The organism is Arthrobacter sp. TMT4-20 (assembly GCF_054510775.1).
On the sequence record NZ_JBTNDW010000013.1, the window covers coordinates 1 to 14027 of the forward strand.

13 protein-coding genes, 1 tRNA gene and 1 other RNA gene are annotated in these 14027 nt (G+C 62.6%); 6 read left to right on the plus strand and 9 right to left on the minus strand.

The window, feature by feature from the left end; genetic code table 11:
* Positions 1-145: 145 nt before the first annotated feature.
* Positions 146-622: a ribonuclease E activity regulator RraA gene (gene rraA, locus ACX80Z_RS12710; RefSeq protein ID WP_459316114.1), complete on the minus strand. Its 477-nt coding sequence runs from the start codon at positions 620-622 to the stop codon at positions 146-148.
* Positions 623-659: 37 nt separating this feature from the next.
* Positions 660-2168: a helix-turn-helix domain-containing protein gene (locus ACX80Z_RS12715; protein WP_116778368.1), complete on the minus strand. Its 1509-nt coding sequence runs from the start codon at positions 2166-2168 to the stop codon at positions 660-662.
* A gap of 146 nt (positions 2169-2314) precedes the next feature.
* Between ACX80Z_RS12715 and aceA the strand changes: the two genes are divergently transcribed.
* From aceA to ACX80Z_RS12730, 3 genes are all read left to right on the plus strand, one after another.
* Complete coding sequence (aceA, locus tag ACX80Z_RS12720; RefSeq protein WP_459316115.1) at positions 2315-3655, plus strand: isocitrate lyase; 1341 nt, start codon at positions 2315-2317, stop codon at positions 3653-3655.
* 120 nt (positions 3656-3775) lie between these two features.
* Positions 3776-5395: a malate synthase A gene (gene aceB / locus ACX80Z_RS12725; protein WP_459316116.1), complete on the plus strand. Its 1620-nt coding sequence runs from the start codon at positions 3776-3778 to the stop codon at positions 5393-5395.
* A 115-nt stretch (positions 5396-5510) separates the two neighbouring features.
* Complete coding sequence (locus tag ACX80Z_RS12730) at positions 5511-6227, plus strand: DsbA family oxidoreductase (RefSeq protein ID WP_459316117.1); 717 nt, start codon at positions 5511-5513, stop codon at positions 6225-6227.
* A gap of 7 nt (positions 6228-6234) precedes the next feature.
* Here the strand turns inward: ACX80Z_RS12730 and ACX80Z_RS12735 are convergent, their stop codons facing one another.
* The 5 genes from ACX80Z_RS12735 to ACX80Z_RS12755 all read right to left on the minus strand — a co-directional run bounded on the left by ACX80Z_RS12735 (position 6235) and on the right by ACX80Z_RS12755 (position 10937).
* Entirely contained in the window at positions 6235-6942 is a 708-nt protein-coding gene (locus tag ACX80Z_RS12735; RefSeq protein WP_459303473.1) for a LytR C-terminal domain-containing protein, read from the minus strand.
* A complete protein-coding gene (locus ACX80Z_RS12740; RefSeq protein WP_024476219.1) occupies positions 6935-7234 on the minus strand; it encodes a type II toxin-antitoxin system VapB family antitoxin in 300 nt (99 codons plus the stop codon). Before ACX80Z_RS12740 ends, ACX80Z_RS12735 begins: the two co-directional genes overlap by 8 nt.
* 85 nt (positions 7235-7319) lie before the next feature.
* Positions 7320-8837 (minus strand): multicopper oxidase domain-containing protein, encoded by a 1518-nt coding sequence (locus ACX80Z_RS12745; RefSeq protein ID WP_459316118.1) that lies wholly within the window; start codon positions 8835-8837, stop codon positions 7320-7322.
* Complete coding sequence (locus ACX80Z_RS12750) at positions 8834-10279, minus strand: multicopper oxidase domain-containing protein (RefSeq protein WP_459316119.1); 1446 nt, start codon at positions 10277-10279, stop codon at positions 8834-8836. Before ACX80Z_RS12750 ends, ACX80Z_RS12745 begins: the two co-directional genes overlap by 4 nt.
* The gene (locus ACX80Z_RS12755) at positions 10272-10937 is read right to left on the minus strand and encodes a hypothetical protein (RefSeq protein WP_459316120.1); all 666 of its coding nucleotides are present in this window, start codon (positions 10935-10937) and stop codon (positions 10272-10274) included. The genes ACX80Z_RS12750 and ACX80Z_RS12755 overlap by 8 nt, the downstream gene beginning before the upstream one ends.
* A gap of 96 nt (positions 10938-11033) precedes the next feature.
* On the opposite strand from ACX80Z_RS12755, the gene ACX80Z_RS12760 reads away from it, so the two are divergent.
* Complete coding sequence (locus ACX80Z_RS12760) at positions 11034-11924, plus strand: Cof-type HAD-IIB family hydrolase (RefSeq protein ID WP_019482290.1); 891 nt, start codon at positions 11034-11036, stop codon at positions 11922-11924.
* Here the strand turns inward: ACX80Z_RS12760 and ACX80Z_RS12765 are convergent.
* The gene (locus ACX80Z_RS12765) at positions 11921-12421 is read right to left on the minus strand and encodes a glutathione peroxidase (RefSeq protein WP_019482289.1); all 501 of its coding nucleotides are present in this window, start codon (positions 12419-12421) and stop codon (positions 11921-11923) included. The two genes, ACX80Z_RS12760 and ACX80Z_RS12765, sit on opposite strands and share 4 nt — an antisense overlap.
* Positions 12422-12472: 51 nt before the next feature.
* On the opposite strand from ACX80Z_RS12765, the gene ACX80Z_RS12770 reads away from it, so the two are divergent.
* Positions 12473-13444 carry an oxygenase MpaB family protein gene (locus ACX80Z_RS12770; protein ID WP_459316121.1) on the plus strand — a complete coding sequence of 324 codons (972 nt, stop codon included), beginning with the start codon at positions 12473-12475 and terminating at the stop codon, positions 13442-13444.
* 196 nt (positions 13445-13640) lie between these two features.
* Here the strand turns inward: ACX80Z_RS12770 and ACX80Z_RS12775 are convergent.
* A tRNA-Ser gene (locus ACX80Z_RS12775) sits at positions 13641-13725 on the minus strand.
* Positions 13726-13916: 191 nt separating this feature from the next.
* Between ACX80Z_RS12775 and ffs the strand changes: the two genes are divergently transcribed.
* Positions 13917-14012: signal recognition particle sRNA small type (ffs, locus tag ACX80Z_RS12780), an RNA gene on the plus strand.
* Positions 14013-14027: the final 15 nt, after the last annotated feature.

The following is a 14027-nucleotide window of genomic DNA, read 5'->3' on the forward strand; positions in this document are numbered from 1 at the left end:
GGAACAAGAAAAAAAAAGCGAGAAACACCAAAAAACAAGGAAAAAAAACAAAAAAAAAAAAAGAAGGTGCTCCCCCCCAAACAGTGTCCGGCCACCACTTTTTTGCCCAGAAGCTACTGTGTCGAGTGGCTACATTGTCGAGTGGCTACATTGCTGGGCCCGCCACGAGAATCCCATCGGTATCGGCATACACGGTCCCTCCGGGGGTGAAGATGACCCCTCCAATCGCCACCGGCACGTCAATCTCGCCGACGCCGTTCTTGACGCTCTTGCGGGGATTGCTGCCGAGTGCCTTCACGCCGAGGGGCAGCCCAGCGAGCACCGCGCGGTCACGGATTGCACCGTTGATGATGACGCCGTTCCACCCGTTCTTCACCGCGATCTCCGCAATCATGTCTCCCATCAGCGCCCGCTCAAGTGAGCCACCGCCGTCGACGACGAGGACCGCGCCCGCACCAGGCGTGGAAAGGACCGACTTCAGCACCACGTTGTCGTGATAGCACTTCACGGTGCGTATCGGTCCGCTGAAAGCCTGCTCCTCTCCCAGATCCTGGAACTGGATTGAAACTGATTGAACGGTGTCTCCGAACTGGTCGTAGAGGTCCGCGGTGGATAGGTCCATGTTCTTCTCCTGATCGGTGGTTTGAGATTGTGAAAGATCAACCCGAGTGGGCCTCAAGAAAGCTGTACACCTCGGTCTCATCTACCCCGGGGAACGCGCCGGGCGGCATTGCGGCCAGCAGATGTGAGTGCGCCCGGGCGCTCGGCCAGGCGTGACCTGCCCAATTTTCAGCCAGCGACGACGGCGGACGCCGGCAGCACGCCTCATCCGGGCAAAAGGACTTCTCCCTCATGGTGGTGTCCCTGCCCCTGAACCACTTCACATGCGCATACGGCACCCCGATGCTCAACGAGAACTCCCCGCTCGCTGACCGTTCGGTCCGGGCCGTGCACCAGTAGGTGCCGCTGGGTGTATCCGTGTACTGGTTGTAGGCGCGGAATTTGTCAGCCACCTCAAACACCACCCGTGAAGTCCAGCGTTTACAGGAGGGCTGGCCTTCAATGGCACCCGTGTGGTCCTGGGGAAAGGTGACGCCGTCGTTCTCATAGGCTTTGTAGATGATCCCGCTCTCATGGGTCTTCTGAAAATGGGTGGGGATGCCCAGGTGCTCGGTGGCGAGGTTGGTGAACCTGTGCGCCGCAGTCTCATAGGACACGGCAAACGCGTCCCGGATGTCCTCCACGGCAATCTCCTTCGCCGCTTTCGAGCGCTGCAGGAACTCCACCGCAGGCTTCTCCGGCAGCAAAAGTGCCGCGGCAAAGTAGTTGGTGGCCACTCGCTGCCTGAGGAACTCCCGATAATTTTCAGGCGTCTGGTGGTCCAGCACGTAATGCCCGAGCGCCTGCAGCAGCACCGAGCGCGGATCGTGGTCAGTGCGCTGGGACTGGGTCAGGTAAATTCTGCGGTTCTTCAAATCGGTGACAGAACGAGTTGAATGCGGCAGGTCGCCCACGTGATGGAGGGTGAACCCCAGATGGGCGGCGATGTCGGCAATCAGGTGCTGGGACATCGGCCCAGCGGTGTGCCCCACCGAATCCAGCACCCGTTGCGCCTCGGCCTCGAGTTCGGGGAAGTAGTTGTTCTGTTTGCGCATCTCGCGCCGCAGCTCGGCGTTGGCCCGACGGGCCTCCTCCGGGGTGGCCACCTGCTCATTGAGCCGGCGCTCCAACTCGCCCTGAAGGCCCACCAGCGATTCGAGAACCTCCATCGGCAGCCGTGAGGAAATCCGCACCTTCGGCAGCCCGAGCGCCCCGTACAGCGGGCCGCGCTGCGCCCGCTCCAGCTCGATCTCCAGTGCTGCCCTCCGGGTGGGAGGTTCCGCGCCCAACAGCTGGTCGATGCCTACCCCGAGGGCCGACGCGAGGCCCTGCAGCATCCCCAGCTTTGGTTCACGTTTGCCGTTTTCGATCAGCGACAGCTGCGACGCGACGGTGCCGACGACGGCGCCCAGGTCATCGAGCGTCATCCCCTTCGCTTTCCGGAGATGTCGGATCCGTCGGCCCAGGCTGATCGCGTCGAGGTCGTCCGGCGCGCCGGCGCCCGCCTCAGCGGCTCCACCGGATTCTGGTCGGTTCCAGGTGGCTGGTTTGATCGGCATGTTGGTCATTTATTGAGGTTACGCGAAGAAGTGCGTTTTTTGCCAGCAGTTTCGGCTAGGCAAGGGGTTGAAATGAGAGAAAGGTTGGTTTTACGAAGCCAACGAACACTTCACGCACTCGAATCAACGGCTCAGGGAATTCAAAGGAGAATGCAATGACACAGGACCAGACCACCCCACAGGCCCACACAGCATCGACAGGCCAGAGCGCCGAAGGATCGGCCGAGCGGGAGCTGGAACTCGAGTGGTCGGCCAATTCCCGCTGGGATAACGTCACGCGCGACTACTCGGCGTCCGACGTCGTCCGCCTTCGCGGCCGGGTCCAGGAGGAGCACACCCTCGCCCGGCGCGGCGCCGAGAAGCTGTGGACGCAGCTGACCGAACAGGCCCGCACCGGTGAGTACACCCACTCGCTTGGCGCGCTGACCGGTAATCAGGCGGTGCAGCAGGTCAAGGCGGGCCTGAAAGCAATTTACCTGTCCGGCTGGCAGGTCGCCGCCGACGCCAATAACTCCGGGCACACCTATCCGGACCAGTCACTGTACCCCGCCAACTCGGTGCCCACCGTGGTGCGCCGCATCAACAACGCACTGCTGCGTGCGGACCAGATCGACTTCGCCGAAGGGGTCCAGACGGTGGAGGACTATTTGGTTCCCATCATCGCCGACGCCGAGGCAGGCTTCGGCGGTCCACTCAACGCTTACGAGCTGATGAAATCGATGATCCAGGCCGGCGCTGCTGGCGTTCATTGGGAGGACCAGCTCGCTTCGGAGAAGAAGTGCGGGCACCTCGGCGGTAAGGTACTTATCCCGACCCAGCAGCACGTCCGCACCCTCAACGCCGCCCGGCTCGCCGCCGACGTCGCTGGGACGCCGTCAGTAGTAATTGCTCGCACCGACGCCGAGGCCGCGACCCTCATCACTTCCGACGTCGACGAACGGGATCAGCCGTTCATCACCGGCGAGCGCACCTCCGAGGGCTTCTACAAGGTGCGCAACGGCCTCGAGGCGTGCATTGCCCGGGGACGGGCCTACGCGCCGTATGCGGATCTGCTGTGGATGGAAACCGGAACCCCCGACCTTGACCTGGCGCGCAAGTTTGCTGAGGGCATCAAGTCGGAGCACCCGGACCAGATGCTGGCGTACAACTGCTCGCCGTCGTTCAACTGGAAAAAGCACCTCGACGACGCAACGATCGCCAAGTTCCAGCGGGAGCTCGGCGCGATGGGGTTCACCTTCCAGTTCATCACCCTGGCAGGGTTCCACGCGCTCAACTACTCGATGTTCGACCTGGCCGAGGGCTACGCCCGCGACGGCATGAGCGCGTACGTCGAACTCCAGGAGCGCGAATTCGCTGCCGAGTCCCGGGGCTACACCGCCACCAAGCACCAGCGTGAGGTGGGAACCGGCTACTTCGACCAGGTTGCCACCGCCCTCAACCCCACGGGCAGCACCTTCGCCCTGGCCGGATCCACCGAGGCGCAGCAGTTCCACTAACCCCCGCTGTACGCCCCGCTCCACACCCCATCCCTACTCCGTCCCACGCCCCACCCCGGCCCCCACCTAAGATGGCCGGGGCTGGGGGCGGGGCACCCACATTTTCCCAGGAGGCACACCATGAACAACCTGATCACTCTCAACGGCGTTACCCTGACGGCGCCGGCCGTGCGCCGCCAGGACGAAATCCTCACCCCGGAAGCCCTCGACTTTCTCCGGAAACTGCACCAGTCGACGGCCAGCCGCCGGCAGGAACTCCTGCACCTGCGGCAACAGTCCCGCGCCAGGATCTCCAACGGCACCGATCCGCGTTTCCTCCCCGAGACCAAACACATTCGCGACGACGACGGCTGGCGGGTTGCGCCGGTCGCCCCGGGCCTGGAGGACCGCCGGGTGGAGATCACCGGACCCGTCGACCGGAAAATGACCATCAACGCCCTCAACTCAGGCGCCAAGGTGTGGCTTGCGGACATGGAGGACTCCTCCACTCCCAGCTGGTCCAATGTCATCAACGGGCAGCTCAACCTGCGCGACGCGCTGGCGGACCGCATTAGCTTCACCTCTCCGGAGGGGAAGGAATACCGGTTGGGTGAGGATCGGCCGACCATCGTGGTGCGCCCCCGCGGCTGGCACCTGCCCGAGAAGCACCTGCTGATCAACAACACCCCGATCGCCGGCGGCCTGGTCGACTTTGGATTGCATTTCTTCCACAACGCCCGGACGCTCATCGCCCAGGGCCGGGGCCCTTACTTCTACCTGCCGAAGATCGAGAACCATCTCGAGGCACGGCTCTGGAATGACATTTTCGTCCAGGCCCAGCAACTGTTGGGGCTGCCCCAGGGCACTATCCGCGCCACGGTGCTGATAGAAACGATCACCGCCGCGTTCGAAATGGAGGAAATTCTGTACGAACTGCGCGAACACGCCGCCGGTTTGAACGCTGGCAGGTGGGACTACATCTTCTCGGTGATCAAGAACTTCAGGACCCGCGGACCCCGCTTTGTCCTCCCCGACCGGTCCATGGTGACCATGACCGCGCCTTTCATGCGTTCCTACACGGAGCAGCTGGTGCGAATCTGCCACCGCCGGGGCGCCCACGCGATTGGCGGCATGTCGGCCAACATCCCGAACCGGCGAGACGAAGCAGCGAACGCCGTCGCACTGGAAAAGGTGAGGGCAGACAAGACCCGGGAAGCGAACGACGGTTTCGACGGTTCCTGGGTAGCCCACCCGGACCTGGTTCCGGTGGCGATGGAGGTGTTCGACGCCATCCTCGGCGAGCGGCCCAACCAGCTGACCAAGCTGCGCGACGACGTCCTCCCCGACGACAAGGCACTGCTCAACATCGCAGGCACCCCCGGGGTCATCACCGAGGCCGGGATCCGCGAGAACCTTGAGGTGGGCGTGAGGTACATCGAGTCGTGGTTGCGTGGCAACGGGGCTGCGGCGATCAACTCCCTGATGGAGGACGCTGCAACGGCCGAGATTTCGCGGTCTCAGATCTGGCAGTGGATCTACTCGGGCGCCGTCACCGACGACGGCGAGGCCATCACCCACGGGTGGGTCGCCGAGCTGCTGGAGGAGGAGTTCGCGGCGATGGAGCGTTTTGACGGCGACCGTTTCGACGACGCCCTGGCAATCTTCGAGGAGGTTGCCCTTGGTGAGGAATTCCCCACGTTCCTCACCGTCCCTGCCTACGCCCGCTACCTGCACGAGAACCGCGAGCTGGCGACGGTCTAGACCGATCCTCACCGCACCCCGCCGCTCCTCCACCGCGGGGTGCGGTGAGGGTGCGGCGCGGCTGCGGTGGGGTGTAGCGGGAATACCCCGGAGCCAACTCCGCGTTGTGCGATGTATGCAGATTGAAATTTGGTCAGACGTCAAGTGCCCCTGGTGTTTCGTCGGCAAGCGCCGGTTTGAGACCGCCCTCGCCGGCTTCGAACACCGCGATCAGGTCACCGTGACCTGGAAGAGCTTCCAGTTGGACCCGGATCTCCCGGATCACTATGACGGCACCGAACAGCAGTACCTCGCTGAACGCAAGGGTATCTCCGAAGACCGGATCCGCGAGATGTGGGACAGCCTGTCCGCCTCGGCCGCCGGCGAGGGACTGAACTTCAGGTTCGAGGACGTTGTGGTGGGCAACAGTTTCACCGCCCACCGGTTCCTGCACCTGGCCAAATCCCAGGGGCTCGGCGACGCCGCCAAGGAGGCCATCCTGTCCGCCCACTTTGAACAGGGCAAAGACACCTCGGACACGGACTTCCTGGTGGAGCTCGGCAAGGAGATCGGCCTCACGGAGCACGACGTGCGGGCCACCCTCGGCACAGACCGGTTCGCCGACGACGTCCGCCACGATATTGCCGAGGCACGCACGCTCGGGATCAGCGGGGTACCGTTCTTCGTCATCGACCGGAAGTACGGCATTTCCGGAGCCCAGCCCGCCGATCTGTTCGCCGAGGCGCTCACCACCGCGTGGCAGGAAGCGAACCCGCTGACCCTCGTGAATCCCGCCGGATCCGCCACGGCCTCCGCCGACGGCGAAGCCTGCGGGCCGGAGGGCTGCAACTAACCTGCAGCTAGGGGGCAGCCGGGGTCGATTCCGGTGCACCCGTCGTGGACTCGGCCTCGGCAGACGCCGTCGTCGGGTCGGTGCACACCAATCCGGCCGGAGTTTCATCCAGCTCGGCTTCAGCGATGAGACCCTCGTACCCTGAGCCGACGACGACGTCGACGGTCGCGTCAGTGCGCTCATCCTCCACGAAGATGGTTCCCGGAATCTGGCGCTGCACGGTGAAGGCATTCGCGTAGCCCTCTGGCCCGGCAACCACGATGGCGGTCATGCCGACCCGGTTCACCTTGCGGTTGCCGATCTCACCCAAGACGAATGCTCGCTCCGCCAGGCCCTCACCGACCGAACCGGCCAGACCGGAAATGGTTGTGCTGTTGTACAGGTTCACGGTGACGGCCGAAGGGGACTGCACCTCGAACGGTCCCGCCGGGCAGGTGTACGTCGGCTCCAGGTCCGGTTCCAGCGCAGCGATGCGGATGTCTCCACGGTTGATTCCTATCGCAACGAAAACCGCCGCGGCGAGGAGAGCAACCAGTACGACCAGAACCACCCCGTGGCGGAGCCGGCGCATGTAAATGTGCGGGCGCTCCACCTCCCCCGTGTCTGCGAAGACGCTGTCCAGGTCGTTTTCAGTAACGATCCGGTGGCCGTGCCATTCAATGGGGTTTTTCTTGGACTTTTTGGTCTCGTGCCGGTGCGGGGGCTGGTCAGTCATTGATCACCAGCACGCGCGCGTGCAGAATGGTTCGTTGATGCAGGGCCGTGCGGACGGCACGGTGCAGCCCGTCTTCCAGATAAAGCGTCTCGTTCCACTGAACCACGTGCGGGAACAGGTCACCGAAGAATGTTGAATCCTCGGCGAGGAGCGCCTCGAGGTCGAGGGTGGTTTTGGTGGTCACCAGTTCGTCCAGCCGTACCTGTCGGGGTGCCACACCCGCCCAATCCTTGGGGGTCACATAACCATGGTCAGGGTAGGGGCGTCCTGCGCTTACGGCTTTGAAGATCACCAATACAGACTAGAGAACATCATCGGGCAATGGAACATGAGCCGCACCTAACGGTCCTTAGTGGCCGAAAGGTTACGTTCAGCCGTCAGGTAGCGATGATTGGCACAGTGCGCTTCGCAAGGATTTCGCCGGTAATCCAATCCTCCCATTCCACGCGCAGTTCGTACCGGCCGGGAGTGGGAGGCAGCAGCATGACGTCGTAACGTTCGGCTGCCCCGAAACACAGCACGCTGGTGAGCAGCGGATAACCCGCTGCCGAGCAGGGGGGAGAAGGTACCCCTGGCACAGAGGTGTCCCTGAAGGGCCGCCCGTCATGGGCAATGATCTCGGCAATCTGCGCTGGGTTCCCCTCCGCATCAGTGAAGTACATCCGATTGGGCAGATAGTTGGCGTTCAGAATCCGCAGGAGGGTGGGCTTTCGTCCCCCCGGAATCACGTTGGCCTGGATGGTCGAGAGGCTCCAGACGCGGTCATCAGTGTCACCCGGGTCCGCCAGATTACCTCCCAGCAGATAGAAGTGCTTGGGCTCAAATCGATTCAAACCGACGTCCTCGCCGGACAGTCCGGCAGCATGGTCCATCTCATGCCAGCGGGCATCCACCGAATATGGAACGAGGATGCATTCCGTCGCGATGTCGTACTCGGGTCCGTCCACGAAGGCTCTGCGGGCTCCTGGGCTCACCGGATAGTCGGGATGCATCGTTGGGTCAATCACCAGGGCACCGAACATTCCCATCTGGGCGTGCAAAACCGTGTTTACGTGGCAGTGATAAAAGTAGGTTCCCGCCGCCCCATAGTTGGGGTCCCCGGGCCTCCCCAGTTCGGCCTGCCACTGGTAGGTGTAGGTATCTCCAATCTCGAAGGAGGTGTGACCTACGCCGTCGTTGCGTGGGTCCGGCTCCATGCCGTGCCAATGGATAGTGTGAGCTCCTTTACTCGGAGTAAAGGTTGCGTGGAATATCTCGCCCTCTTTGGGCCGCAGCGTCGGTCCCGGTAGGCTTCGCCCGGAATTTTCCGATTCGAAACTCCAGATCAAGAATATATTTCCGTCATCAAATTCAAGATCCCGGGAAAAGAATTTCAAAACCACTTCTGTTTGCGGGGTTTGTAGAAATTCTGTGACGGGGTTATCCACATCCATCTGGTCTGAACTGAAGTCCACCTGACTGCGGAAGCGGTGTCTCGGCGTCTCGTCATCGTTGACAGGGGGGACAGGTGTAGGTGCGGGAGTAGGCGATGCAGTAACTGTGGGAGTGGGAACAGGCGTAGCAGGTGCGCTGGCTGTAGCCGAAGGAGTTGCTGTTGCTGTTGCACTCGGACTAGGGGTCGGCTTCCTACGAGCAGCCTCCCGAGCCTTCTTCTCCGCCTCCTTACGCTTCTTCTCAGCAGCCTCCCGGGCCTTCTTCTCCGCCTCCTTACGCTTCTTCTCAGCAGCCTCCCGAGCCTTCTTCAACGCCTCCTTACGCTTCTTCTCAACAGCTTCCCGGGCCTTCTTCTCCGCCTCCCGCTGGCGTTTGGCAAGCTCCTCCTCCCGCTCTGCCTGGCGTTTAAACGTCGAGGTGCGGCGATCATCGCGTCTACTGGGTACTTGAACGTTGGTCATGGTCCTGTTCCTATAATTGGTGCCTTCAGCGTCCAGTGGGCAACCAGCCCTCCGGGGTACATACCTCCAGCGGCCGTCTGCGACGGTTCGGCGTGGCAGTGCATCGGGTATTCCCAATCTGTTGTCCGCGCAGCCCAGACCGCGTTCACGGCATCCGGGGGCCGCTTGATGGGGAGAATGCAATCCTTACGATCCATCGGTTCCAGCTCAACGACGTCCTCCCATTGCTGAATCACAACATGGCCCTCCTGATCCACCAGTCCCCTATCACGCGGCCAGTTGTAGTTATTCCTTCCCACAGTCCACAGGTGATTACCATGAAAATGCATCTGATGGAACACAATTCCCGGATTGACCATTCGCACTAGTTGTCCACCGCGAAGGGTCCCCGCCTCGGTGCCTTCCCCAAACTGCCGCACATCCAGTTGGCGTGGATACCCTGAGATCAGGGTTTCCTCCTCCCTCTCCAGGTTCAGTGCGTCATTAGTGGTGATGCCGAGCGATTCATAGCCGCTGCGTCCGTTGAGCGTGAAGTAGCGCGGTACGGCTTTGGTCTGCAAAGGATCCACAGTCCCCCCGGAGGCCTCGATCTCAGCCCACACGGAATCAACATCGTGGCAGATCCATAGCCATTGCCGTTCGAAAGATGCGAGGTCCTCCCCGATGGCCCACTGATGGTCCGGATGGATAACCAGCAGGACCCCGAAGAGACCCAGAACCCGTTCCACTGGCTGATTGGTCGGGTCAGCGTATATATACGCCCCGGGAGCCGGTGCGTCGACTTCGAGCAGTGCGCTGCCTGCCGGATCAATGGCCCCGGTACTGACGTTGCCGTGATTGGGGCCTGCCCCATGCAGAGTAAACTCATGAGGTTTGGACAGCCGGTTGTGCACCCGAAGGCGAATTCTGCTTCCCACTTCGGCGATGATAGTTCGTTGTGGAAAATAGCTCGCCCAGTAGTTGCGGCGGATGAAGTACTGCCCCGGGTTAGCCGGATCCGGGCCGTAAGGGAGCGGAGTCCCTTCCGGTGGAAGAACGGCGTCCAAAGGGTAACTTCGGCTCTCCACTAGCCGCCCATCGGCTGTGAACACCTTCGGAACAATAGTCAGGCTAGGCTTGGCGTCGTTGACGTCAGTAGGACGATCTCCAAATCCCCGGTGATACACCAGTGAGGCATCGACCATTTTCAGGTAGCCATCGTTGATGTACAGATCTAACACCCCTGGAAGTGGATTGACCGCGAGAGGCCGGGTCGATGCAATTACACGAGCCTGCGCTGGCTTGGAAGCCTGCCCGTAAAGCAGCGCCGCTGCTCCCACGCTTGCGGCGGCTCCATATCGAAGGAAGTCCCAGCGGCCCAGCTGACCGGCAGTCGCCTCAAGCTCAGTCGGTTTCGCCACGTTCCCGACGCTGGTTTTCGCGGTTTCCTCGATGTCAGTCATGATCCACCGCCAGCGAACCAGGCCGATGGAGCACGGACGGCAGTTCGAGGGTCAGCGGGGCCCCGCCGCCCCAAGGGTCGGTGAACTCAGCGGAGAGACTCGTCTCATCTGAGGGCACCAGGAAATTGATCCACAGGGATGTTGTCGATCCGGCTGGTAGCGGGCCAGTAACAGCTTCCGCGTCTCGGTTCGTCACGGTGGGTCCATCCACCCCGATCTGCAGCCGCAGTTGGCCTGGGGCAAAGAGAACTGGCCGGTCGAAGTCGTTGCGGACCTCTAATCGGAGGGCCAAATGTTCCCCCCAGGTGCTGTTGGTTGGTTGAACCGTGTTGCCAACCGCACCGTGGCTGGCGTGGGCGGTATTGGACAGCTTTAGTGCGCCGTTGTCGCCTGAACCGGTCGCCGGCAGAAACCTCAACTGCCGCTCCGCCTCGGTCAGTCGAACGCTGCCGAAGGAGGTCTTGACTCCCGGCGGATTGGCAGAGGTACCGGCTGCCAGCAGGCCGCCCGCTGCCGCTGTGCCAGCCACCGTGACCCCGACCAGCACACCAAAGACACGGCGAGTCAGGCCCGGGCTCTCATCGGCCGTGCAACCTACCTCACTGACTATCCCTGCGTCGCCAATTGATTGCGATACTTCCCCTAACAGTGTGGTCATCGGTCTATCCGCTCTTAACAGTGACTTCTTCGGGTATTAACTGTCACCGCTCAATTTTCACTTCGGCACCTTGTAGAAAACATGGAGAATAGGTGTATGCCTGCTACGATCACTCACCCGCTGACCGGACTGTTACTGGATGTCGACGGACCAATCGCGAGTCCCGTGTCCCGGACCGTACGGCCGGCGATCATCAAGGACCTGATGACCCTCGCCGCCGCCGGGTGGCCGGTCATCTTCAACACGGGGCGGTCTGATTCGTTCATCCGCAGCGAGGTGATGGAGCCGATGCTGGCGGCGGGGATCCCCGAGGGTGTGGTGTTCCACGCCATCTGCGAGAAGGGGGGCGTGTGGTTCAGCTTCGACCGGTCGGGGGCGGGCGAACTGCATGTCGACCAGGCTCTGGCGCTGCCGAAGGAGTTCGGGGCAGGGATCCGCGATCTGGTGGCGGAAAAGTACTTTGGGCACATGTTTTTCGATGAGACCAAATACGCGATGGTGTCGGTGGAACAGCACATTGAGGTGGACAACACCGACTACCTGGCTGAGCAGGCCGGGTTCGACGCCGACGCGCTGGCCCTGATGCGGTCCTTCGGGATGGGGGTTTGCCGGTTGGCCCACCATGCACCGGACAGCGATGACAACATTGACTACCGGATCGACCCGACCATCATCTCCACCGACATTGAATCGGTCCGTCTCGGCAAGGACCTCGGCGCCGAACGGGCCCTGGCCCTGCTCGGCCAGATTCCGTCCCGCTGGCGGACGGTCGGGGATTCACGGACCGACTACGCGATGGCCGATTACCTCCACGAACACGGGTACGACGTCGCCCATGTTGACGTCCGGCCCGCCGATGGGGTCCCTGAGACTCCGTACCCCGTGCTCACCGAGGATCACCTGACCAACGACGACGCCGGAGCCGCCTTCCTGGCCCGCTGCGTGCGATCGTTGCAGACCGCCAGCGAGGAACCGGCACGCAGTTAGGCTGCCTTATCGAGGGCACCCTCGATCGCCGCGACAACCTCTGCCGACTCTGGCTCAACCGTCGGAGCGAATCGCGCCACCACCGAGCCCTGATCATTCACCAGGAACTTCTCGAAGTTCCACTTCACCATGCCGGGCAGGATTCCGTTCTTGAACTTGGTCAGCTCCGAGTACAGCGGGTGCTGATTCTTTCCGCGCACGTCGGCCTTCTTGGTCAGCGGGAACGTGACGTCGTAGGTGGTGGAGCAGAAGGACTGGATGTCCTCGTCGGTGCCGGGCTCCTGGCTCATGAACTGGTTGCAGGGCACTCCGACCACCACAAATCCCTGGTCCCGATACTTCTGGTACAGGTTTTCCAGCCCCCCGTACTGCGGGGTATAGCCGCATTTCGACGCAACATTCACCACCATCACCGTCTTGCCCTTGAAATCGCCGAACGACCTCTCGGTGCCATCGTTCATGGTCAGAGGGATGGAATGCAGATTCGTTGGTGACATGGATACTCCCGGTAGGCGACTGCTTAGCATTCGTACGGTAACAGCCAGCGGATGGGCCTAGGCAATAATGAAGGAGTGGCCTCACTTAGAATCACCGGGCTAACCGCCTGGCGAACCCAGCTCCGCAAGACCTTCACCGGCAACGCGGAGGTCCCACCAGCCTGGGCGGAGAAGCTGGACGAGGGCGACGACGTCGGCTACTTCCCGCCGTCGTCAGCGGCCTGGGCGGTGCACGGGTCAATGACCCCCCTGGTCGGCGGGATCCGGGCGCTGCTGCTGCAGGCCCTGCACCCGGGTGCGATGGCGGGCGTCCACGACTTCTCCCGGTACCGCGAGGACCCACTCGGCCGCCTCGCCGGCACCATCCAGTGGATTTTCACCGTCACCTACGGCTCAGCCGAAACGGCGAAGGCCGGTTCGGCCTGGGTGCAGCGGCTCCATCAGCGGGTCACTGGTACCTACATCGACAGTAGGGGTGTCACCCAGCCCTACTCGGCGGGTTCCCCCGATCTGCTGCGCTGGGTACATCTGGCCTTCACTGACGCTTTTCTGGCGTCGCATCTGGCGTATGGGCCGCCGATTCCCGGCGGTGCCGACAACTATGTGGCTGAGTGGGCACAGGCCGGGCGACTCATGGGGGTCACCGATCCGCCGGAGTCGGCGGCTGAATTGGCAGCGCAACTGGCAGCGTTCGACGACGAACTGGTGTGCGGCCCTCAAGTCACCGAAGCGCTCCGGTACATCAAACGTCCGCCGCTGCCGATGTCACAGCGATTCGGCTACCGGGTGTTGTTCGCAGGGGCCGTGGCCACCCTCGAACCCCGCCACCGGGACCTGTTAGGGCTCCGTGTTCCGTCGCTGGGGCCCATTCCGCTGCCGGTGCGCACCGCGACGCGCCTGGTCATGTTCATCGTCCGTCTCGGCCTCGGCCCCGAGGGCCCGAGCGAGGCGGCCGCGCTCCGCCGGCTCGCCCGGCTGCGGGGCACTGACGCTGAAGCGAATCCGCCCCAGCCCGGGATGTGAGGTCCCGCCAACGTCACAGCTTCCCGCCGGGACGGGATTTCGCTGCGCCTGACCGCTCATCCTCAGCGAAACGGGCTGGTGGGTGGTCGTTTGAGCCGGTCCCGCGGGAAGTGTCGCGGGACCGGGATCCGATGCACGGAAAAGGAAAAGCGGCCCTGACAGGCGTAATGCCTTGTCTGAGCCGCTTTCCAATGTGCGGAGGATGGGGGATTTGAACCCCCGAGGGCGTTAACCCAACACGCGTTCCAGGCGTGCGCCATAGGCCGCTAGGCGAATCCTCCTAGTTTGGAGCAGATACCAGAATACCCACTAGGGAACGATCTAACGAATCGCCGCCGTGTGACCTTGTCTGGCAGCTCTGGGATCACACCCGGTTCAGCGGACAATCAGCCAGCGTTCGGCCCGCCCCGCGGCACGGCGACCGACGATTCTGCCGGTTCGAATCCGGCCCCGAGATTCCTGTAGACTCTTTTCCGGCCCCTCATGTGGTGTCACCCTGTGAACTCCCCCAGGACCGGAAGGTAGCAAGGGTAAGCGGGCTCTGGCAGGTGCATGGGGGGTCTTCTCATCCCCTGATGCTGCA

Coding starts and splice junctions, on each gene's coding strand:
- ACX80Z_RS12750 (WP_459316119.1), bottom strand. CDS start 10,279: ATGACTGACATCGAGGAAACCGCGAAAACCAGCGTCGGGAACGTGGCG.
- aceB (WP_459316116.1), top strand. CDS start 3,776: ATGAACAACCTGATCACTCTCAACGGCGTTACCCTGACGGCGCCGGCC.
- aceA (WP_459316115.1), top strand. CDS start 2,315: ATGACACAGGACCAGACCACCCCACAGGCCCACACAGCATCGACAGGC.
- ACX80Z_RS12760 (WP_019482290.1), top strand. CDS start 11,034: ATGCCTGCTACGATCACTCACCCGCTGACCGGACTGTTACTGGATGTC.
- ACX80Z_RS12755 (WP_459316120.1), bottom strand. CDS start 10,937: ATGACCACACTGTTAGGGGAAGTATCGCAATCAATTGGCGACGCAGGG.
- ACX80Z_RS12715 (WP_116778368.1), bottom strand. CDS start 2,168: ATGACCAACATGCCGATCAAACCAGCCACCTGGAACCGACCAGAATCC.
- ACX80Z_RS12765 (WP_019482289.1), bottom strand. CDS start 12,421: ATGTCACCAACGAATCTGCATTCCATCCCTCTGACCATGAACGATGGC.
- ACX80Z_RS12730 (WP_459316117.1), top strand. CDS start 5,511: ATGCAGATTGAAATTTGGTCAGACGTCAAGTGCCCCTGGTGTTTCGTC.
- ACX80Z_RS12735 (WP_459303473.1), bottom strand. CDS start 6,942: ATGACTGACCAGCCCCCGCACCGGCACGAGACCAAAAAGTCCAAGAAA.
- ACX80Z_RS12745 (WP_459316118.1), bottom strand. CDS start 8,837: ATGACCAACGTTCAAGTACCCAGTAGACGCGATGATCGCCGCACCTCG.
- rraA (WP_459316114.1), bottom strand. CDS start 622: ATGGACCTATCCACCGCGGACCTCTACGACCAGTTCGGAGACACCGTT.
- ACX80Z_RS12770 (WP_459316121.1), top strand. CDS start 12,473: ATGGGCCTAGGCAATAATGAAGGAGTGGCCTCACTTAGAATCACCGGG.